This window comes from Arenimonas aestuarii (assembly GCF_054781715.1).
In genome coordinates this window covers 1,524,786-1,547,499 of the sequence record NZ_BAAGTW010000004.1, presented here as the reverse complement: position 1 = coordinate 1,547,499, position 22,714 = coordinate 1,524,786, and the positions used below count along the sequence as shown (strand labels likewise).

General features: G+C 66.8%; 12 protein-coding genes. 10 read left to right on the top strand and 2 right to left on the bottom strand.

The window, feature by feature from the left end; all coding sequences use genetic code 11:
* Positions 1-2: 2 nt before the first annotated feature.
* The 10 genes from ACYVJH_RS08215 to ACYVJH_RS08170 all read left to right on the top strand — a co-directional run bounded on the left by ACYVJH_RS08215 (position 3) and on the right by ACYVJH_RS08170 (position 19,369).
* A complete protein-coding gene (locus ACYVJH_RS08215; RefSeq protein ID WP_460454125.1) occupies positions 3-959 on the top strand; it encodes an ABC transporter ATP-binding protein in 957 nt (318 codons plus the stop codon).
* Positions 949-2,349, top strand: coding sequence for a glycosyltransferase (locus ACYVJH_RS08210; RefSeq protein ID WP_460454124.1), 1,401 nt, complete (start codon positions 949-951; stop codon positions 2,347-2,349). The genes ACYVJH_RS08215 and ACYVJH_RS08210 overlap by 11 nt, the downstream gene beginning before the upstream one ends.
* Positions 2,346-3,635, top strand: a complete 1,290-nt coding sequence (wecC, locus tag ACYVJH_RS08205) for a UDP-N-acetyl-D-mannosamine dehydrogenase (protein ID WP_460454123.1) — start codon at positions 2,346-2,348, stop codon at positions 3,633-3,635. Before ACYVJH_RS08210 ends, wecC begins: the two co-directional genes overlap by 4 nt.
* 10 nt (positions 3,636-3,645) lie before the next feature.
* Positions 3,646-9,969 carry a glycosyltransferase gene (locus ACYVJH_RS08200; RefSeq protein ID WP_460454122.1) on the top strand — a complete coding sequence of 2,108 codons (6,324 nt, stop codon included), beginning with the start codon at positions 3,646-3,648 and terminating at the stop codon, positions 9,967-9,969.
* Positions 9,962-12,529: a heparinase II/III domain-containing protein gene (locus ACYVJH_RS08195; protein WP_460454121.1), complete on the top strand. Its 2,568-nt coding sequence runs from the start codon at positions 9,962-9,964 to the stop codon at positions 12,527-12,529. Before ACYVJH_RS08200 ends, ACYVJH_RS08195 begins: the two co-directional genes overlap by 8 nt.
* A 106-nt stretch (positions 12,530-12,635) precedes the next feature.
* A complete protein-coding gene (locus ACYVJH_RS08190; protein WP_460454120.1) occupies positions 12,636-13,796 on the top strand; it encodes a glycosyltransferase family 4 protein in 1,161 nt (386 codons plus the stop codon).
* Positions 13,793-16,885, top strand: a complete 3,093-nt coding sequence (locus tag ACYVJH_RS08185) for a glycosyltransferase (protein WP_460454119.1) — start codon at positions 13,793-13,795, stop codon at positions 16,883-16,885. Before ACYVJH_RS08190 ends, ACYVJH_RS08185 begins: the two co-directional genes overlap by 4 nt.
* A complete protein-coding gene (locus ACYVJH_RS08180; protein ID WP_460454118.1) occupies positions 16,882-18,018 on the top strand; it encodes an acyltransferase family protein in 1,137 nt (378 codons plus the stop codon). The genes ACYVJH_RS08185 and ACYVJH_RS08180 overlap by 4 nt, the downstream gene beginning before the upstream one ends.
* A 162-nt stretch (positions 18,019-18,180) precedes the next feature.
* Complete coding sequence (locus ACYVJH_RS08175; protein WP_460454117.1) at positions 18,181-18,690, top strand: hypothetical protein; 510 nt, start codon at positions 18,181-18,183, stop codon at positions 18,688-18,690.
* A 37-nt stretch (positions 18,691-18,727) separates the two neighbouring features.
* A complete protein-coding gene (locus tag ACYVJH_RS08170; RefSeq protein WP_460454116.1) occupies positions 18,728-19,369 on the top strand; it encodes a hypothetical protein in 642 nt (213 codons plus the stop codon).
* Positions 19,370-19,396: 27 nt separating this feature from the next.
* Here the strand turns inward: ACYVJH_RS08170 and ACYVJH_RS08165 are convergent, their stop codons facing one another.
* Together ACYVJH_RS08165 and ACYVJH_RS08160 are read right to left on the bottom strand one after the other, a co-directional pair.
* The gene (locus ACYVJH_RS08165) at positions 19,397-20,788 is read right to left on the bottom strand and encodes a sulfotransferase (protein WP_460454115.1); all 1,392 of its coding nucleotides are present in this window, start codon (positions 20,786-20,788) and stop codon (positions 19,397-19,399) included.
* Positions 20,788-22,647, bottom strand: a complete 1,860-nt coding sequence (locus ACYVJH_RS08160) for a heparinase II/III domain-containing protein (RefSeq protein WP_460454114.1) — start codon at positions 22,645-22,647, stop codon at positions 20,788-20,790. The genes ACYVJH_RS08165 and ACYVJH_RS08160 overlap by 1 nt, the downstream gene beginning before the upstream one ends.
* Positions 22,648-22,714: the final 67 nt, after the last annotated feature.

Sequence of the window (22,714 nt, the reverse complement as noted above, 5' to 3'; positions counted from 1 at the left end):
ACATGAGCGCACGCATCATCGCAAACAACGTCAGCCTGGATGTCCCCAACTTCGTCCAGGCCGAACGTTCGGCCAAGACATTCCTGTCAACGCTTTTCGCCGCCGCCACGTCGCGGCCCAAGCGTGAGTACCGGACCATCCTCGAAGACGTCAGCCTGGAAGCACGGGAAGGCGACCGCATCGCGCTCCTGGGCCGGAACGGCGCGGGCAAGACCACGCTGCTGCGGGTCCTGTCCGGCGCGTTCCAGCCGACCCGGGGAGAGGTGGAGGTCCATGGTTCGCGGCAGGCGCTGCTGAACCTGGGCCTGGGTTTCCACGTCGAGGCAACGGTCCGCGAGAACATCTTCCTGCGGGCGGCCGCCATGTCGCTGCCGGCGCGCGAAGTCTCGGCGCTGTTGCCGTCGATCCTGGAATTTTCGGGCCTGGAGGAGTGCGCCAACCACCGGCTTGCCACCCTGTCCTCGGGCCAGCGCATGCGTCTTGGTTTCGCGATCTCCACCAGCGTCCAGCACGACATCATGCTGATGGACGAGTGGTTTGGCGCCGGCGACGCCGAGTTCGTCGACAAGGCCCGCATGCGCATGACCGATCGTGTGCAGGGCAGCAAGATCGTGGTGCTGGCCAGCCACAACTTCCAGATGCTGCGGGAAATCTGCAACGTCGGCCTGGTGCTCGACTACGGCAAGGTGGTGCATGCCGGCCCGATCCGCGAGGCGATCGACGCCTACAAGGCCATCTACCAGTCCACGCCCGAATACCTGGCCCGCCGGGCACAGATCGAAGCCAAGGAAACGCCCGAGGCCAAGGCCCGTCGCGAACGCGCCGAACGCCGCGAGCGGCAGGAGCGTGAGGAACGCAGGCTGGCCCGCGAGCGGCGGCTCGCGGCCGAGGGCAAGCAGGCGGGCGCCGAGGAAGGGACCGAACCCCGAGCCGGGCAAGAGGATACGGATGCCCGGTGAGCACGCCAGGCGGATTCTCCTGATCGCCCACGAGTTTCCGCCCAGTCCGTCGCCGCAGTCGTTGCGCTGGGCCTATCTCGTGCGCGAGCTGGCCCTGGCCGGGCACGACGTGCACGTGCTGGCGCCGGAGAACCCCGCGTCGGGTTCGGGCTTGCCGGTAATGCCGCCTTCGGTCACGGTTCACCGGACATTCCCGGGTCCGCTGATGGGCCTGCTGGTATGGCGCGCGCGCCACCGCCCGGACCCCGTGGGCGAGGGCGCGAAACAGGACGCGCCGACACCCGGATTGCCGGCGTCGCGTCCGCAGCTGAACTGGAAGGGTCGTCTCTGGCACACCGGACTCAACTGGAAAGGGCGCCTGTTCAATCGCCTGCAGGCCCTGCTGGCCTGGTTCCTGTTCCCGGACCTGCGCGCGGAGTGGCGGCCCTGGGCGGCCCGCCGCCTGCGCCGCCTTCTGCGTGACCTGACACCGGACGTCGTCATCAGTTCGCACGAGCCGGCAACCACCATCGAACTGGGCCTGCTCGCCAAACGGGCCGGCTTCAACTGGATCGTGGACATGGGTGATCCGGTGCTGGCGCCCTATACGCCCTGGCGCTGGCGCCGCCGCGCCTTGCGGCTTGAGCGCGCAGCCTGCCAGCAGGCCGACCACGTCGTTGTCACCACGGAACCGGCCAGGCAACTGCTCGCCGAGCGCCACGGCCTGGCTGCTGATCGTTGCAGCGTGCTCACCCAGGGCTTCGACCACCGTTTCCAGGCATCGGCTCGCATGGGGCAGGGCACGCCTTTCAGCCACGACCGCCTCGAACTCTTCTACACCGGCAGCTTCTACGGCTTCCGGCGCCACCAGCCGTTGCTGCAGGCCGTGCTGGCGACGCCGGGCGCACGCCTCAACATCGCTTCGATCAGCGTCCCTGCGGACATCGAAGCCGCCAGCCAGCAGGCGCCGGAGTCGGTGCGCCTGCTGGGCTTCATGCAGCACCTCGACGTCCTGGACCTGCAGCGAAAAGCGGACGTGCTGGTCAACCTGGCCAACGACGACCCCTGCCAGGTGCCGGGCAAGATCTACGAATACCTGGGCGCCGGGCGTCCGATCCTGCATGTCGGGGGTGCCGGCGACGACGTCGCCACGCAATTGCTGCGGCAATCCGGGCGCGGCGAGGCCTGCGAAAACGATCCGGATGCGATCGCTGGGCTGCTGGCGCGCCTGGCCGAACGGCGGCGCGAAGACGCCTTGCCGATGGACGACACCATCCTTGCTTATGCCTGGGCGACAGGCGCCGCCCGGCTTGATGCGATAATCCGGCGCTTGACTGCGCCCACCGCGCTTCGGGCCCCCACGCCGGGCCCGCAAAACCATGACCAGACGAGCCAAGAGAATCCAAGATGAATGACACTGCCCGCCCCGCCCAGCCGCTGGCTGCCGCCGACCCCGTCGTGGGCGCCCTTGCGGTCGTTGGCCTGGGTTATATCGGCCTGCCCACGGCCGCGATGTTCGCCGCCAGCGGGCTGCGTGTGCACGGCATCGACATCAGCCAGCGCGCCGTGGACAGCGTCAACCAGGGCCGGGCGCATATCGAGGAAGGCGACCTGGACGACCTGGTCGCGCGCTGCGTGGCCTCGGGTCATTTGTCCGCACACCTCGAGCCGCAGCCCGCGGACGCCTTCATCATCGCCGTGCCGACGCCGGTCGGGCACGACGATGACCATGCCCCCGACCTCTCCTACGTCGAGTCGGCCGGCCGCGCGATCGCACCGGTGCTCAAGCGCGGCGATCTCGTGATCCTGGAGTCGACTTCGCCGGTCGGCACCACGGGCATGCTGGCGCGGGTCATGGCGGAAGTCCGGCCCGACCTCGTCTTCCCGGGCGGCGAAGGCGAACCGGACGTGTCGCTCGCCTACTGCCCTGAGCGCATCATCCCGGGCCAGATGCTGCGGGAGCTGGTCGAGAACGACCGCATCATCGGCGGCATGACGCCCGTGTGCGCGCGTCGCGCGGCGGCCCTGTACAAGCGTTTCGTCAAGGGCGACTGCCTGCTCACCAATGATCGCACCGCGGAAATGGTCAAGCTGACCGAAAATGCGTTCCGCGACGTCAACATCGCCTTCGCCAACGAACTGTCGATGATCTGCGGGCGTTTCGACATCAACGCCTGGGACGTCATCTCGTTCGCCAACCGCCACCCCCGCGTCTCGATCCTCAATCCCGGTCCCGGCGTGGGTGGCCACTGCATCGCGGTGGATCCCTGGTTCATCGTCGCCAGTGCGCCGGACGATGCCCGCCTGATCCGCCAGGCCCGCCTCGTCAACGACGCCAAGCCGCAGTTCGTCATGGCGCAGGTCGAAGAAGCGCTGGCGGGCAAGCCCAATGCGCGTGTTGCCTGCCTGGGCCTGACCTACAAGCCGGACGTGGACGACTTCCGCGAAAGTCCGGCGCTCCAGATCGCCAGCGAGCTCAGCAAGCGCCTGCCGGGCCGCGTGGCCTGCGCCGACCCCTACGAAGCGGCGTTGCCGCATGCCGGCCTGGGCGACCTGGGATTGAGCTTCCTGCCTGCCGAAGAGGCCGTGGCAAAGGCCGACGTGGTGCTGTTGCTGGTTGGCCATTCGGTTTTCCGCGGGCTCGACGTGGCGCCGGGCAAGCAGGTGATCGATACGGTTGGTTTCTGGCGCGCCTGAATCCTCCCCGATGAGCAACAAACGCCAGCCCGAAACCCCGGAAGCCAAGCAGGCCGCTGGCGGCGACGTCCACCCGCCGGGGGGCGGTGGTCCGCGGGCGACCGAGGAAGACCTCGCACGCATGCGCGAGGCGCTGGCGGACCGCGCTTATTCCCTGGGATTGCACGAGACCAGCGTCGCGCGCCAGCTTGGCCTGGCGCAGCTTGAAGCCCTGCGGTCCTGGCGCGGCCTGGTCGCGCTGCCCCGCCGGCTGTGGCAGCTCCTGCGCAGGCTGCGGCGCGGCAATCCGGCGCTGCAGCGCAGCCTGTCCGAACTCGAAACCATGGCGGACGAACTGGCGGCCCGCTTCGCGGCCGAGGGGTTCACCGCCGCCGACGCGGACGCCAGCTCCCGGTTCCTGTCGGTGCCCCAGCGGGCGCATGTCTACACGGAGCTGGCCAAACGCGTCTTCGCGGCCGACCCCACCAGCGCCTGCCGGTTCGGTGCGGTCGCCGAGGCGCTCGACCCACAGCCATTCCGGACGCTCTGGCTGGCCTTCATGCGCTTCGATGCCGGGCAGCTCGATGCCGCCATGGCCACGCTGGCGCGCTATCGCACCGACGCGCCCATGGACCCGTCCGAGCAGGCCAAGGCGGAACAACTGCGTGGCCTGTTCCGGGTGCGGCACCAGCTGCCGGTCGTGCCTGCCGCCCCGGTCGTGCGCGAAAGCGTCGACGGCCCGGTGCTTTACGTGGCGGCGTCGGCGCTGCCGCACCACGTCACCGGCTACACGCTGCGGACCCAGCGGCTGCTCACGGCGCTGCGTGCCCGCCAGGTGGACGTCGCCTGCCTGATGCGGCCGGGTTATCCGGGCGATCGCCCGGACCGGCTCCCCGGCGTACAGCCGGTCGGCGACATCGATGGCGTGCCCTACCTGCGCGCGCCGGGCGACCGCGCCAGGCTGCCGCTCGACAAGTACCTGGCCCAGGCCGCCAAGGCGATCGCCGACGTCGCGAAGGCAAGAAAGGCCGTGCTGGTGCACGCGGCATCGAACTTCGAGAATGGCCTGCCGGCGCTGCTGGCCGCGCGAAAGCTCGGGCTGCCCTTCGTCTACGAAGTCCGCGGCTTGTGGGAGTTCACCGCGGCCTCGCGGGTGCCCGGATGGGAGTCCAGTGAACGCTTCGCGCTCGAGCGCGAGCTCGAGTCCCTGGTGGCCCGGAACGCCGACCAGGTCCTTGTACTCAACGAAGAACTGGCGGTCGAACTGCGGCGTCGCGGCGTTTCGCCCGAGCGCATTTCCATGGCGCCCAATGGCGTCGATCCGGGCATGGCAGCGCCGGTGGATCCGGCGTTGCGCGAGAGCCTGGGCCTGGCCGGCGCGGACTTCGTCGTGGGTTTCGCCGGCTCGCTGGTCGGCTACGAAGGCCTGGACGACCTGCTGCGCGGCATGGCCCTGCTGGCTAATTCGCAGCCGGGCATCCATGCCTTGCTGGTCGGTGACGGCGAATCACGTGCCGCCCTGGAAAAGCTGGCGGGCGAACTCGGGCTGGCCGGGCGCGTGCATTTCGCCGGGCGCGTCGCGCCTGCCGACGTCGCGCGCCACCTGGTCCTGTGCGACTGCGTTGCCCTCCCGCGCAAGCCCGTGCGGGTTTGTGAACTGGTCGAGCCGCTCAAGCCGGTCGAAGCCATGGCACTTGGCTTGCCGCTGCTGGTTTCGAACGTCGCGCCCTTGCGCCGCCTGGTCGAGGACGGCGTCACCGGACGCGTGCATGCAGCAGGGGACCCGGCCTCGCTCGCCCGTTGCCTGGCCGAGATGGCCGGAAATCCCGACGCCACCCGCCGATTGGGCAGCGAAGCCCGCCGTGTCATGGCGGCCGAGCGCAGCTGGGAAGGCGTGGCTGCGAAGGTGGCGGCTGTATACCGGGGACTGCCTGCTTCGGGCTCGTCGGGCGACAGCCACGCCGGCCCGCGGCCCGCAGCTCCGGACCGGCTGCGCGACCTGCGGGTCGTGGCGATCATGGACGAATTCACCCAGGCCTGTTTCGAACCCGAGTGCCAGCTCACGCCGCTGTCGCTGGCGGACTGGCGCGCGCAGGTGGACAGCGTCCGTCCGCACTTGCTGCTGGTGGAGTCGGCCTGGCACGGCTTGCGTTCGGAATGGGAGAAGAAGGTTCCCCAGTGCAGCGACGACCTGCGCGAGCTGGTGTCGTACTGCCGGTCGAAAGGCATTCCCACTGCGTTCTGGAACAAGGAAGACCCGGTCCACTACGCGCTTTTCCTGCGCACGGCGGCGTTGTTCGACGTGGTGTTCACCACCGACATGGATCGCCTGAAGTCGTACCGGCAGGACCTTGGCCACGCCCGCGTGCACCTGCTGCCGTTCGCGGCCCAGCCCCGGGTGCACAACCCGGTTGAACGTTACGATCGCAAGGACGCGTTCTGTTTCGCCGGTTCGTATTACGCCAAGTACCCGGAGCGTCGCGCCGACTTCGACCTGCTGGTCGAGGCCGCGAGCGCCCTGCGGCCGGTCGAGATCTACGACCGCAACCACGGCAAGGACGATCCCGGGCTGGCCTTCCCGGAGAAGTACCAGCCGCTGGTGCAGGGCTCGCTGCCGTTCACGGCGATCGACCGCGCCTACAAGGGCTACCGCTACGCCATCACCATCAACACGGTGAAGCAGTCGCAGAGCATGTTCGCGCGCCGGGCCTTCGAACTGCTGGCCTGCAATACCCTGACCATCAGCAACTACTCGCGTGGCCTGCGGGCGCTGCTGGGCGACCTGGTGCCCTCGGCGGGTGATGCCCGCCGCCTGCGCGAGGTCCTGCAGCCGCTGCTGGACGACGAGTCGGCCATGCGCCGCTTCCGGCTGGCCGGCCTGCGCAAGGTCATGTCCGAGCACACCTATGGCCACCGGTTGGCCTGGCTGGCAAGCCACGCACTGGGCGAAGGCATCGCACCGGCCGCGGCCCGGGTTGTGGTGGTTGCCCGCGTCAGCGACCAGGCCGGGGTTGATGCGGCCCTGGCTGGCCACGATGCCCAGCAATGGCCGGACAAGTCCCTGGTGCTGGTGGCCGCCGAAGGTTTCCTGCCGGCGATGCCGGCCGGCCGCCGCGACCTGAGCGTGCTCGGCGAGGCGCAGTCCCGCACGCTCTTCCCGGCCGAGGCCTGGCCGGGCGCCTGGGTCGCAGTGCTGGATCCGCGCGACCACTACGGGCCGGCCTACCTGACCGACCTGGCCCTGGTGGCGCGCTACGCGGAGGTGGATTTCGCCGCGAAATCCGCCTGCTTCCGCTGGACCGACGGCGGACCGGTGCTGGTCGAGGATGGCAGCCAGTACCGCCCGGCGGCCGCCTGTCCGATGCGCCGCAGCCTGGTGCGAACCGAGGCCCTGGCGGGGCAGGCGCTCGCCTCGCTGCTCGACGGCGACACGCTGGTGCCCGCGGCCAGCGGCCTGGCCATCGACGAATTCAACTACTGCGAAGGCGGTCGGGGCCGGGATGTCGCGGGCGCGGTGGACGACCTGGCCGTGGATGCCGGCCACCCCATGGACGAGCTGCTGGCGCGCAGCGAGATCCGCGGCCATGCCGCGGCGCCCGTCGTGTCAGGCATTGAGGCGCCCGCCTATGGGCTCGAGGCCCTGCGCGTCCTGTTCCCGCCATCCAGCCACGTCGAAGGCAAGCTGAAGGTGGTGCATGCCGGCGATGACGTGGAGGTGCACTCCCGGCTCGACGAAGGCAAACACGGCTACGTCTACGCCTCGCGCTGGTTCAGCGCAGGCGAGCTGGCCAAGGACGGTTTCGCCCGTTTCCACCTCAGGACGTCGGCGGGCCTTTACGTCAACGCCGCGCTCGTCTTTTTCGACGCGGCGCGCGAACGCATCAGTCACGCCATTGTTTCGTCGGACACCAACCAGGCAATCCCGCTGCCGGCCGGCACCGAATGGATCCGCTTCGGCCTGAGGGTGCTGGGCGCGGGTGAAACGCGCCTGCTGTCGCTGGTCCGGGGCGCCGTGGCGCCGCACATCGACCAGATCATGGGTCGCGGCCAGGCGCTGCTGATCACCAAGGACTATCCGCGTTACGACAACCTGTATCGCTACGGTTTCGTGCATCGCCGCGTCCTGGCCTACTCGGCCGAAGGCCTGCGCGTGGATGTCTTCCGCTTCAGCAACCAGGCCCTTTGTTTCGACGAGTTCCAGGGCGTGGACGTCGTGGCCGGGCAGGAGGAACATCTTCGCCTGATGCTCGAGGGCCACGACTACGCCGCGATCCTCGTGCACGCGATGGACGTGCCCACCTGGGAGGCGGTCAAGCCGCTGCTCGACCGCTACCGGGTCATCGTCTGGGTGCATGGCGCCGAGATCCAGCCCTGGTACCGGCGCAGCTTCAACCTGGGCACGGCCGCCGAACAGGACAAGGCGCGGCGCGCCGGCGAGAAGCGTCGCCGGATGTGGATGGACGTGCTCGCCCATCCGCACCCGAACCTGCGGGTGGTTTTCGTGTCCCGCTACCTGGCGCACGAGGCGCTCAAGGACCTGGGCCTGTCGCTGCCCCCGGGCCAGTTCACGCTGATCCCGAACTTCGTCGACGGCGACCTGTTCCAGTGGCGGCCCAAGCCCGCGGCGCAGCGCCTGCGCGTGCTTTCGATTCGTCCGTACGCATCCGCGGTGTATGGCAACGACCTGGCCGTGCAGGCCATCGTTTCCCTGTCGAAGGAGCCGTGGTTCGACGAGCTCGAATTCCTGCTGGTCGGCGACGGGCCGCTGTTCGAAGAGACCGTGGCGCCGCTGCGGGGCCTGGCCAACGTCAGGCTCGAGCAGGGCTTCGTGTCGCAGGCGCGCATCGCCGAGCTCCACCGCGACCATGGCGTGTTCCTGGTGCCCACCCGCATGGACAGCCAGGGCGTGTCGCGTGACGAGGCCATGGCCTCGGGCCTGGTGCCGGTGACCAACCGCGTGGCCGCCGTGCCCGAGTTCGTCGACGAGCAATGCGCCTGGCTGGCCGAAGCCGAGGACGCGGAAGGACTCGCCGAAGGCATCCGGCGCCTGCGTGCGGAACCGGAGATGTTCCTGCGCATGTCCGAGGCCGCGGCGAGGCAGGCACGACGGCTTTCGGGTTACGACGCCACCATCCGGCGCGAACTGGCGCTGGTGCAGGGGCAGCCGTCCGTGCCCGTGGTCCTCGACGTGGGCCCGGTGCATCGCCGCATCGCGATCTACGGCGACGTCAACCTCAACATCACCGATGGCTCGGCGATCTGGGCGGCGTCGCTGGCGCAGGTGCTCGGCGGCGCGCCAGGAGTACGGACGACGCTGTACCTGAAGGCACGGGTGAAGCAGACGCACATCATCGCGCCGCTGCTGCCGATCCAGCACCTGCGCCTGGCCGAACCCGACATCGCCACCAACCAGGCCCTGTCGCCGGATGAAGCACTCGACCGGATCGAGGCCGACCACCAGCACGCGCCCTACGACGCGATCGTGCTGCGCGGTTTCGACCTGTGCGAACGCGCCGCTGCGCGCGGCGCCCTGCGTGGCCGGCTCTGGATCTACATCACCGACCTGCCGCAGCGCCGCGAGGACCTGGGTGACGCGGAGCTCGAGCGCCTGCGACTGATCGCGGACGCGGCGGGCGTCATCCTGTGCCAGACCCGACAGTTCGAAACCTACCTGCTGTCCTTGCTGCCGGAGGCAAAGGGCAAGACCCGCCTGCTGCCCCCGATGATCCCGGACCTTGGTCCGGCCGGGCAGGCGCCGCGGCACGACGGCCCGCTGCGCCTGGGTTACGCGGGCAAGTTCGCGCCCCTGTGGGGCATCCGCGAGATGTTCGCCAGCGTGGCCACGCTGCGGGATGACGGCGTGCCGATTGAACTGCATGCCTTCGGCGACAAGATCCACAACCCGGCCGACGACCCCGCCTTCCGCGACGAGGTGCGCACAGCGCTGTCGGCGGGCGAGGGCGTGAGCTGGCACGGGGCAATGGAACGCGAGGCCCTGCTCGAACAACTGCGTCGGATGGATGTCGGCTGGGCCTGGCGCCATGCCAGCCTCGAAGAGCACACCCACGAGCTGTCCACCAAGTTGCTCGAATACGCCGCCTGCGGCGTGCCGCCGATCATGGTCGCCAACGCCGTCAATCGCGACGTGTTCGGGCCCGATTACCCGCTGTATGCGGGCAGCGAGGACGACGCGCGCGCGCTGCTGCGCCGGTTGGCGACCGAGCCCGATCTGCTTGCCCAGGCCCGCGCCCGCGTCGAAACGGTCGCCGCCGGTTTCACCTTCGATGCGGTGCGCAGCCGCCTGGCCGCACAGGGCCTGCTGGGCCCGGCGGACTTGGATGCAGCGCGTGGCTGATCCGGCCGACCTGGTCCTGCCCAGCGTTCGTGAGCGGCTGGATGCGTTCTGCGCGAATCCGGGCGCGATGCGCCTGGGGCGCCGCCTGGTCCAGGACGGGCTCTACCAGTTCCGGGGCTTCAAGCCGGCGAAGGTGGACCTGTTCGCCGACTGGACCGTCAATCCCTTCGGCCACCGCAGTTGGCAGTGGCAGACGGCTTCGTTCAACTTCATGCCTTGGCTGTTGGCCTTCCATGCCGCCGAAGGCGACCGGTGCGCGCTGGAGCATGGCTTCGCGGCGGTCGACTCATGGCGCGACAAGTACTTCCAGGGCAAGAGCGACTACGAATTCGCCTGGCACGACCACGCGACCTCGTCGCGGGCCCTGAACGTCTTCTGGTTCCTGAGCTACCTGCGCATCCACGGGCTTGAAAGCGAACGCCAGCCAGGACTCGAACAGTTCCTCGCCGTACTCGGCGAAAAACTTGCCGGCAAGGACATCTACAGCCGCCATACCAACCACGGCATCGACCAGTGCCGGGTCCTGGCCCTGCTGGCGGTGAGCCTGCCGTCGGTGCCCGAAGCCAAAGGCTGGCTGAAGATCGCCGTGGAACGCCTGGGCGATGAACTGGCTTTCGCCTTCCGCAACGACGGATGCCACGTCGAGAACAGCCCGGCCTACCACCAGTTCGTGGCCGGCCTGTTTGGCGAAATCGCACGCACCTTCAGTCCTGGCCAGCTTGGCCCGCTCGAGGGCCGCCTGCGCGACATGCTGCCGCGCGCCGCCGAGTTCATGGCCTGGATCGTGCGGCCCGACGGGCAGCTTCCGCCGATAGGCGATACCGAACAGCGCACGGGCATCAACGTGTTCCGCACCCTGGCGGGAAGCCAGGTGCATGCCGAGCTGGAGTGGGTGATCAGCCGCGGCCAGCGCGGGCGGCAGCCCTCGGGCTGGGCGCGCACCTTCGCGCAGGGCGGGTACTTCATCGCCCGCGAAGACTGGAGCGCCGGCCGCACGCCCGGCGAGGCCTTCCACCTGGTGCTGCGCTGCGGGGCGCATTCGCGCTACCACCGCCACGATGACGACCTGTCGCTGGTGTTGAGCTGGGGCGGCGAATGGCTGCTCGACGGCGGCATGCACAACTACGTCGAGGCCGCGCCGGTGCGGCGTTACCTGCGTTCGAAGTGGGCGCACAACCTGCCCCTGCCGCTTGGGTTCGGTCCGGACTGGTCGCGGCCGGCCTCGGAGGCACCCGGCAGCCTGCAGTGCCTGAAGCTCGACGATGAACAGGCCGAGGTGCAGGCCAACACGGCGTCCTACCCGGGCTTCAAGGCCAGCCGCCGGCTGCAGGTTGATCTCCCCGGTCGCCGGTTCACCGTGCACGACGTACTGGTTCCCGAAAGCGACGGAGAAGCCGGGCACCCGGGGTTCCTTTCGCTCTGGCACGTGCCGGCCGACCGCCAGGTGGAGCTGGACGGGCGCCGTGCGCGCATCATCGATCCGGCCACCCGGCGCGAACTGCGTATCGAGGCGCTTGATGACACCTGCGAAGCTGTTTCGTTGCTTGAGCCCGGCATTGACGAAGAACATACCGGCGCAGTCTGGTCGCGCGACGTCAACCGCCTGCTGCCGGCGCAGGTGCTGGCGTTCCGCTATGCCGGAACCTCGCTGGACTCACGACTGAGGTTCACCATGATCGATCCTTCCCCGGCCATTGGCCCGGCGCCCGGCAGCCATGGCCGCCGGCTGTTCGCCAGTTATTGCGCCACGCCCGAAGCCTGGTGGCCGGAGGCCGGCCAGCGACAGGCCCGCAAGATCACCCTCGCCCTGGCGCAGATGGCCGAGCGCGACCAATCCGCGCCCGAGCAGGTGGTCGATGACTGCTTCGCCGCCGCCACCCTGCGGCAGCGCAGCCGGCGGCGCAGCGTTTACCTGGCCAATGCCGGCAGTTCCGGCGCGCATTGGCTCGAATCGCTGCTGGTCGCCGCCGGCGGCATGCTGGCCGCCGGCGAGGTGCACCTGCCCGAAAGCATCAGGCAGCGCCTGCTTGAGCTGGCGCCACGCGACCACGCCTGCTTCGTGGATGCGCTGCACCTGCTGCATGCGCGCGCGCTGCCGTCCCGGTCGCTGGTGGCCAACACCATCAATTCGGCGCATTCGCTCAAGCCCGAGGCTTTCCTGCGCAGCGAGCCCGGGGCGATGCGGGTGCTGCTGCTGCGCGATCCCTATGACGTTTGCCGGGAGCGTGGCCAGGGAGCCCCGGATCCTGCCCACGCCGATGCCGCCATTCGACGCGTCAGGCTGTTCCTGGCCTGGGCGGCCAGACAGAACTTCGACCTGGTGGTGCGTTACGAAGACCTGCTGGCGGACCCGCGGCCGGCCGTGCGCGCCATCTGCGGGAAGGCCGGCGCACCCGTGCACGAGGATCGCCTTGAGCGGGCCATCAAGCGCCTGGCGGCCACCGCGCCCGCGGCGAAAGGCAGTGCCGGACCGGCGCCGGACGCGCTGGAGTCGCGGATCCACGACGCCCTGGGCGAACTGGCGGAAAAATTCGGCTACGCGCGCGGGAAAGATCAATGACCGGCCATCGGGCTATCCCCGGTGGCGGCTCTAGTATCATCCCCGCAGGTTGGGTGGATTGCGTGCCCGACGGAACCAACTGGGGAGAATGATGAGGATTCCGGACATGGCGGAAGGGGCGACCAGCCCCGCAGAGGCCTTCGTTGATGCCGTGCTTGCGCAATCGCAGGTCATGCCCGACTTGCCCTTCGTCCTGAACTACGCGCCGGTGGCGCAGATGAACCCCTTCCAGCGCCTGCTGTACTCGCGGGCCGCGGAAAACGGCTTTGCCGTGGTGCCGGCACTCAGGTTCCAGCACCTGGACGTCGCCAGCTGGGCCGGGCGCTCCGTGATCCATCTGCACTGGCTGGCGACATTGCTCGACGGGGTCAGCACCGAAGCCGCGGCCAGCCAGCGGATCGAAGGCTTCCGGGCCGACCTGGCGCGTTGGAAGCAGGCCGGCCACCGCATCCTGTGGACGATGCACAACGTGCTGCCGCATGACTGCGACATCCCGGAGGCCGAAATCGCCCTGCGCCGCGTGATCGTGGAGGGTGCCGACGTCATCCACCTGCTTTCACGGTCTTCCGCCGACGAGGCGCGCCGCCACTACGCGCTGCCCGAAGAAAAGCTCTTCCATGTGCCGCACCCGTCCTACGAGGGCTGGTACGCCAATGCCGGCGACCGCATCACCGCGCGCCTGGACATCGGCGCGGAAGCACGCGATTTCGTCTTCGTGCTGTTCGGCTCCATCCAGCCCTACAAGGGCGTGCTGGAACTGGTGGACGCCTTCGAAGCCCTGCGCGCCGAGGTGCCGGAACGGTCCCTGAAACTGGTGGTGGCCGGCAAGCCGGTCGACCGTGACTACCTGGCCGCGGTCAGCGCCCGCATGGCCGGCGTGCACGGGGCCCGCCTGGTCCCGAACGCCATGGACGAACGCAACATCCAGTCGCTGTTCAATGGCTGCGATGCCGTGGTGGCGCCCTACCAGCGCACGCTCAATTCCGGCGTCGCCCTGCTGGCGGCGACGTTCCGGCGGCCGCTGGTGGCGCCGCGTGCAGGCGGCGTGCTCGAAACCTATGCCGATGATGCCGCGCTGCTCTACACGGGCGATGCCGGCGACACCCTGCTCGACGCCATGCGCCGCGCGCTGGGCCATCGACCGGACCCCGCCGTCTTCGACACTCTCCTGGCAACGCACCGGCCGACTGCCGTTTCGGACCGATTCTTCGGCGCCCTGAAGCAGCACCTGGCCAAGTGCGATCAAGAAGGATCGATTCACCGATGAGCCAATCCCCAACCAGCCCCGGCGAGGGCAATGCGGCGGCCCTGCAGGGTGAGTTCCCGGTCGTCCCTGGTCGCCATTACGGCGTGCGCATTGATGCCCGGGATGTTGCCGGCAGCGTCGGTCCGAAGGCGCTGATTGCCGCGGTGAGTTTCCACGACGACCAGGGCGCCGCGTTGCCGGGCGTTCCGCCGGGCTGTTCGAAGTCTGATCGTTACGGTGCCTTTGTCTACCTGCCGAGCGTCGTTGACGGCGAGGCGCCGCGCTGGGCGGATGCCGTGGTCGGCGCACCCGAAGGCGCGGCGACCGTGCGCCTGCAGGTGATCCCGTGGAAAGCATCGACCGCGCTGAAGGTGTCGGGCGTGATCGAGTTCACCGATGAGCGTGAACTGGCGCTTGCCTCGGAAGCCTTCGAGGTGGCGGGCGGACATCCCTACCGAGTCTCCGTCGGCCTCGCCGACGAATCCCCGGCCGAACGTGCTGCCGTGATCGCACTCGATTTCTATGACGGCCAGGGGCAGCTATTGCCGGGGCCGTTTGCCGGCACCAGCCAGTCGGCGCGTTTCGGCGCGTTCCGGTATGCCGGCGTGCGCGACACCGGCGATACCGCGGTGGCGTTCAACGTCGCCAGCCCCGATGCAGCGGTTCGCCTGGTCGTCCGGGTGCATCGCTGGCAGGGCAGCAAGGCACTGGCCCTGACGGGCCCGATCGCCGTTGCCGAAGAAGTGATCGAAGGCCTTGATTCCGGGAAGTGGCGGCTGGCCGGGCCCGAGGGCGTGGAGCTCGAGGCCGCCTTGCCGGCCGGCCCCGCCGGACTGGTGGCCCTGGACATCGGTTACCGGGCCCAGGGGCCTGGAAGCACCGCGCGCCTGAGCTTCCTGGATGAAAACGGCCACCCGGTGGTTGCCGAGGAAGGTGGCGATGCCGCCACCCTGGCCCTGCTGTTCGACCTTCGTGAATCGGAGAATGCCGACGTGCGCCGCCTGCTGGCCTGGCGCCCGGAAGGGGCCCGGTCGGTTCGCCTGAAGGCGATGCCGGGCGACCAGCGCAGCGTGCTGGCGCTCGAGCGGCAGTTCCAGGTGGCGATGATCGAACCTTCCGGGACAGCCGCGCGGGCCTGCGAGGTGGCGGCACCGTGTGCCCACTTCGAGAAGCGCGAGCGGGCATTCAACGCCTGGCAGTGCCAGGTCCGGCTGGACGGCTTCCGGCGCGCGATGCCGGGGGCGCCCGCACCGGAACTGACGCTGTTCTTCGGCGACGCCGCTGGCAAGACGGTGGCGCCCGGCGACAGCCTGGTCGACCGGGCCGCCACGCCGCATCGCCTGGCGGGCAACGCCTACCGGGTCGCCTGCCAGCTGCACCCTTCCGGCTCGGCGGCGCTGGACGCCTTCAGCGTGCAGGTGCGGCTGCGGCCGCCGGCAGGGGCCACGACCCTGGTGGCGCGCGTCACCAATGGCGGCAGCCAGGAAGACCTGTTCGTGTCCCTGGTCGTGCAGCCCATGGACACGCTGGTCGCCGAGGCAGTCAACGCGACGACGGCCGCGCAGCTGCTGGCGATGGAAGAGGTGTCGCCAGCCGCCGCGCGCCAGACCTTCGACCTGCTGCTGGAGAAGGTGGGCCATGAGGTGCCGGTGATGGCCGCGGGCATGGACCTGTGCCGCCGGCTGGGCGACGTGACCCGGCTGGAAGAACTTGCCGCCCGCGCCCTTTCGACGCAGGGGGCCGCCGCCGGCAAGCTGCGCATGAAGGCCAAGCACGCGCTGGCCGTGGTGCGCGAGCTCGACACCCACTGGCTGCCAGACCCGGGTGCGATTCCCGCCGGGCAGGCCGTACCGGACGGGGGGCAGGGCCTGCGCGTGGCGCACCTGTTCAAGACCACCTTGCCCTATGAAAACACCGGCGGCGCGATCCGTTGCCTGAACATCGTCAAGTTCCAGAAACAGCTGGGCATGCGGCCGCTGGTGATCACGCCCCTGGCGTACCCCGGCCGAGGCGGCACGGGGGGTGCCTGGGAGCGCGAAGACGTCGAGGGCATCCCGCACTTCCGCCTCAACGGCCTGTCGCGCGAAGACGTGCGCACGGTGCCCTCCACCCGGCAGCTCGATTTCACGGCCCTGCTGACCGCGCACCTGCTGCGCGAGCAGGGCGTGGACATCGTGCAGGCAAGCTCGGGCTACCGCGGCTACGAACAGGCCCTGGTCGGCCTGGCCGTGGCAAGGCGGCTGGGCGTGCCCTTCGTCTACGAGGTGCGCTCCTATCACGAGCACACCTGGCGCCGCATGGCCGACTGGGTGATGGACACCGAGATGACGCGCGGCCGCATGGCGCAGGAAGACCGCTGCATGCGCGAGGCCGATGCCGTGGTGACTATTTGCGAAACCATGAAGGAAGGCCTCGTGGCGCGGGGCATCCCGGCGGAGAAGATCTTCGTGGTGCCCAACAGCGTCGACCTGGACCACTTCAAGCCGCAGGCCCCGGACCCGGCGCTGCGCGAGCAGCTGGGCCTTTCGGCCGCGACCACCGTTGGCTACATCTCGAACGTGTCGGCGCGCGAAGGCCACGCGGTGCTGCTGCGGGCCGTGGCGCAGGCCCGCGCGCAGGGCGCCGACATGGACTGCCTGATCGTCGGCGGCGGACCGGAACTGGACCGCCTCAAGGAACTGGCGACCGCCCTGGGCATCGCCGGGCACGTGGTGTTCACCGGTGAGGTGCCGCATGACGAAGTCGAGAACTACTACGCACTGATAGATATCTTCGTGGTGCCCCGCGTCGCCGATTTCGCCAGTGATTTCGTGACCCCGATGAAACCCTTTGAGGCGATGGCGATGGGGCGGCCGGTGATCATCAGTGACCGGCCGGCGCTGCGCGAGATCGTGGAGCCGGGAGTCCGGGGGCAGATGTTCCCCGCGGGCGATGCCGCTGCGCTTTCGGCCCTGCTGCTGGCTTCGCATGCCGACCCGTCTGCCCTCAGGCGCCAGGCAGAAGCAGGGATGGCGTGGGTCAAGACAGATCGCGAGTGGAGCAAGACGATCCGGATCTACGAGGACATCTACCGCTTAGCAGAAAGCAGCCATGGCGGAAGGAAAGCATGATCCCGACGGCTTCGATGCAGACTGACGGCAAGGCGATTCCGAGGTTCACGGCCATTGAGGGGGCGAGGGCCCTGTTAGCCTGGTGGGTGGTTCTGGCGCACGTGATCGACTTTTCCGGCTTTGATGCAAAGGACTTGCCGGCCGCAGTGATGCCCCTGCGGCAGGGAATACTCCCTGTCTACGTCTTCATGATGATTTCGGGCTTTGTGATCACCCACCTCCTGCTGACCAGGGCTGAACCTTACGGCACCTATATTGTCCGGCGGTACTTCAGGTTATTCCCACTCCATGCGTTTGTGCTGGCTGTCGTTCTGCTGTTGGTGCTGCTTGGCCTGCCTGTAACCAGAGTCGGTACCGATGTTGTCTACGAGCGATTCCTGCTCGAGTTGAGCATGCTCAATGGCGCGGTTCCCCGCTCCATGGATCCGGCGTCATGGGGTTCGCTCAATACGCCGAACTGGTCCATAAGCGTGGAGATGCAGTTCTACCTGATCGCACCCCTGCTCATCATCCCGTTGGTAAGTCGGTCGCGGTGGCGATGGGCTGCGGGTGGCGTCGCGCTGGCGTTGATCATTGCCGCCGGGCTCTCCTATGGACGCTGGCTATGCTTCTTCCCTGGCGTCTCGTGCACACAGTTCCCGCATCCTTCGTTCCTGCCGATCGTCGCAAATTATTTCGCCATCGGAGTCGGCACCTACCTGCTTTGTTTCAGGAGGGAAACTTTGGGGGGATCAGTTCTGGGGTGGTTGTTGGTTCTGCTTCCATTTGCCCTGATCGAGTCGGTGGTAATTCCCGCTGTCATCTGGGCCGGCTTGGTCGCCATCCTTCTCAGTCCCGGAAGCGTGGTGTCGCGGCTGCTCTCTTCAACCCCTCTTTTCAAGCTAGGGTCAGTCAGCTATTCGACCTACATGATTCATTTCCCCATCGTTTATTACGCGGGAAACCTGGCAAGGCAGCAGGGGTTCGGAGGTACAGATATGGAGACCCTGGCTTTTGTGGCTGCCGTCTCCATCCCGCCCGTGCTCCTCCTGTCCTTCCTGGTCTATCGTTTCGTGGAGGTGCCTGGGATTCGGCTGGGTGCGACTTTGGCGCGCAAGCTGGATCAGCGCGAGAAGACTAAAAATGCCGCGTAACCCATTGTTCTACGTGCAAAAATCCTGCCGTTGATGACGCGTCTCCAGCGGTTGGTGACCCTTCGAGGCTTTGAACTGCGTTCTTTGGACTAGCGAGACAACGGTCTTGCCACTGCCTTCGGGTGAAAACTGAAGACAGTGAACAACTTTGGAGAACCTAATATGATCCGCACGAGCCTCACCGCCGCTTCAGTCGCTATTCTCTCGCTCTCGATGATGTCCGCGCCTGCCTCCGCAGCGACGAGCCGTATCATGTACTACGGCGCTACGGAAAGATGCGAGGCGGTCGACCCGGCCAACTTCACCGGATTGCGTTACCGCAATGTCGGCGTCTACAACGCTTCCAATGCGTCAATCCAGATCGCTTGCACGCTCCCCGCCGAATTTGTTGCGGACGTCGGCGCGACCGACATCTGGATCAGGCTCCATAACTTCAAGAACGCGGCGACCAACGTGAACTGCACGGTTTTCGCCGGCAGTCGAGCCACGGGTACGAATAGCTATCCGACCACTGGCAGCATCGACCCACTCGTGAGCACCTGGCGCACTTTCAGCAGCGTTGATCGAGTTGACGGCTCCTATACGCACTATGCACTCGCTTGCGTGCTGCCGCCGGGCGTCGAGCTGAGCATGATCCGTGTGTCTGAAACCGACGCTGGTGATGGCCTCTAAGCACTGCTAGGGCGAGTGGACCAAGGAGTAGCAAGGCGTGAATAATGGATTAAAGTATGTTTTCAGCCTGCTACTTCTTGGGCTTGGCGTGCTCAGCGGTCTTGCGCTCTCCGGCCAGATCGGCCGCAAGGGCGAGGCTGCGGGTAGTGAGGGCAAGGACGCCCTCGACGTCGACGGCCGCGTGTCTCGGCTGGAGGAGCGATTGCAGGGGTTGGAGTTGGCAATTCGCTCTCTTTCCGACAGCCGCGGTTCAACGGTTCAGCAGGCCGGGCAAGGAATCGGCGATCTGGAGGAGATTGAGCGCGCAAACGGTCTGGATGAGGCTGGGCTCCAACTGGCGCGCGAGCAAAAGTTGTCTGAATACCGGAACCGATTCCTTGATGAAACTGTTGATGCCCAGTGGTCAGCGACTGCCATGAAAGAACTTCAGGTCAAGGTTGCCAGCGACCAGATGCTCGCGTCAGCTCCAGGGCTTCCAGATGAGTGGAGCGTCGACTGCAGGTCAACAATGTGCGAGATCACGTTTGAGTTCTCAGACGCAGCGATGGCGGCAGACTGGAGTGAAATCTACCTAACCGATGTAGGCGGAACACTGGGGCACATCTGGACCACGGAGATTCAGCAGCCCGATGGGTCCACGCAGATAGTCATGTACGGAACCCGCGGCAATGGAGGTTGATGGCTGACTGCGTGTCCGGTTCCGGGGTCAATAGTCGCGAATCTCGCCGGCGTGGCTGACACCTGGCATGCAAGCCGAAAGGTTCACTCTGGCCAGTTGCGGAAACTGAGTCTGGGGGAGGGGGCGTTGGACATTCGTGCCAGCCAGGTCCAGCGCCTGGAGGCTCGCAAGATTGCCCCAGTTGGACAGGGTGTCGTCATCGAGACGATTGCGCCCGGCAGCGCAAATGTCAGTAATTGCTGCCTTCATGAGACTCGTGCCCGGTGGCGGCGCCAATGACCGCCCGATACGGTACCGCACGCGCGCAACCGTGCTATCGAGTTCCCACGCCTTTGCACCAGTGATCCAGGCGGAATCCCCTTTCGCCTGCACCTGGAAAGACCCCAACTGTTCAGCAGTCAGGTCGGCTGCCAATTGCCGCCAGCTCAGCGCCTCTGGCAGGCCGGGAAGGGTTTCGCCCGGGAAGCAGTCACATATCGGGTAGCCTTGCTCTTCGATCGCGACCGCCATGACGCTATGCATCGTTCTCTGGAACTTGGGCTCAAGCTCCCGCCATGACTTCGCGATACCCCCTTGATCCAAGTTGCCCTTTTCAAGCCGCTTGCCTTCCGCGCTGCGCAGGTACTCAGGGCTGTTGAGCCAGGAGACCCGGTCAACCAGCTCGCGGGGGGGCTCAATGTCCACGGCGGCAAGGGTCGAAGCCAGGGTGTCCGGGCCACGACTCCGAAACGACTCGTAACTGATTTGGAGATCGGCCTTCTTTGCCAGGTTCGAGTAGCGATCCCAGTAGCTCTGGCTGCGTCGTGCCTTGGATAGCATGTAGCCGAAGTCGTCCAGGCCGGTGGACTCATAGGCGCGGAATTCGGCCTTGCGGAAACTAACCGACATTGTCCGGTCACGCGGATCCCGAACTAGGTGGATCACGCGCGCGTCAGGTCGGAGGGCGCGGTAGAATGCAATCTTCTCGCAGCCGTGCGCTGAGTTGATCATGCGTGCGCCGAGGAAATCGTCCGGAGACAGCCCGTAGAGCAGGCCATGGGCAAGTTCAACGGCGTCCAGAATCCTGGCTCCTTCATTCGGATTACCCTTGAGCAGGTCCCGGTACAGGTTCGGCGGAAGGTAGACTTCGCCGGCATCAGCCAGGTTTCCGGCTTGCGCCATCATCCGGCTCACCCAGTGAGATCCGCAGCCACCCAGGTTGACCAGATAAATCGGCTTGGTCGAATCGACGGGACGTGCTTCTACGGCATCGATCAAAGTCTGTATGAACTGCTCGCGGTCCAGATTGTGACGGGTCCTTGCGGTCGTCAGAACGGACTCAAGCTTGGTTACCTGGCGCTCTCCCGGATTCCCCCAGGCTGTGGCGGGTTCGCGAAAATACTCATTGATCCAGGACTTCCAGTTGATCTGGTCGGTCATTACTTGGGCTTCCGGGCTGATGCGGCGTCGGCCTGCGCAGGCAGTGCCGCGATGGCGAACTGTCGATACGTGGTGATTCGGGGGGCGCGTTCCGGGAGGGTCACGTCAATTTCAACAAACCGGCCTCCCTCTGATCCATTAGAGACCAGGGCGCGGAGAAGCTTTCCGCCGTGCAGCTGATGGACGCGCAGGGTCATGTCTGGATCCGCCGTCAGCAAGGTTGCGATCCAGCCGCCGGTGGCGCGAAACCCCGTGCAGATAATGGGGGCTGGTTCCAAGTGGGCAAGATCACGGGTGACCCATGACCTGGGGAAACCTTCGTTGCCGCCGGGTCCAACATGCCGATCAAGGGCCTTCGCGCCTACCTGGTGGACGAACAGCGTCCTGGTCTGGGAGCGGGCCTCGATCCGGCCGTCGGCTTCCTCTCGCAGGGTGATGGAAGGGGCAAATCTGATCAGGGTGTCGAAGCGATGCCTGCCTTTCGCCTTGACCTCGTCAAGCACCAGATAGGTGCCTTCACCCAGGTCGACAAAACAACGTTGCCAGGCCGCGCCCGAAAGGTCATCGCAGATGATGCGTACACCCCGGCCGAGATCACCAGCAACCTGACTGGCCGTGCGCGTCAGGTACTGGCTGGATTTTTGGTCGACAAGCAGGACGTTGTGGGCTTCGGCCGCCTTGAAGTAGTTGAAGCGAAGCTTCTGGCCATATGCATAGGGCCCACCCGAATCAACGACCATGTCTTCGCCTGCGAGATTGATCGTGAAGCTCCCGCCATCAACATGGGCATGGGCGCCGAGATAGGGCTTGTCGAGCACAACCGCGACGTTCGCATCCTCGGGCTTGCCGTTACCGCCGCCGTGAAAAACATGAAAACCGGTTCGCGGGAACGAGGTCAGGGCTTCCGGCGCCTCGCCTTCGCCGCCTTTGTTCGCAAGGCTGACTGACAGGCTGGTTGGCTCAACCAGCGCCGTGATTTCGTCAAGCATGGGGTTTTCGGAAGTCCGGCCGAAGGTTGTGTCACCAACTGCAGGCAGGCTCCTCATGCCGGGTGCGACACGATGATAGAACTCGATCATGTCCTGCAGCACCTTGCGGTAGCCGGGGATGACGTCAACATCAAACTGCGCCATGTAGCGCGCACTCTGCGCGAGGAGCCATGCGTCGAAAAGGTGGTAGTAGAGAGAATGCTCCCGGCAGACCCCTTCCTCTGCGTCTATCATCTCCCCGTAGACGTTGCGCATGGCTTCAAGCGCAAGCTCGCGCGTCATCTCCGGGTCGATGACGTCCGTGAAGACGTGCGCCATGTCCCAAAGAGCCTCGGCATGGAAGATGCCGTGGTTGTTCGCACGCCAGCGGCCGGATGCAATGAACTCCCTGAGCTTCTGGTCATGCATGCGCACGACGGCAGAAAGCTGGCCTGACTGGGATTCAGTGAGCGTGCCCCGGAAGTACTTTTCATAAAAGTAGGCGAGGGTGGAGGCGCGCCAGGCCGTCGAGTGGTCAAACCAGACCATCTTGTGGAACTCGCTTTCTGGCGTGACTGCAAGGAAGGCAACATATGACGTGAAGAGATCCTTGAGCCGTGCAAGACATTGCTGCCGCTGGGGTTCTGTCGGGGCCTGTTCAGCGCCCATGTCAATGATCGAGAACCAGACCAGTGAGTGGTAATAAAGTCCCCAGGTGTCATCCCGATAGGGGTCTTCATTCCACTGGGGCGACTCCGGAAGCGCCCAGGGCTCGAACGGCCTGCAGATGTCAAGAATTCCCGACTTGAGCCAAAGCTCCAAGCCTCTGGGCGTGCGCTGGCGACCGAAATCCGGCTTGCGTAGCTTGTCGAACAATGGGGGTTGATTCATCTTCTTGGTCTGCTCAGGCTGATTCGGGCGGCGCCGGACAGGCACCTGCGCCCTTTTGGCCGTGCGG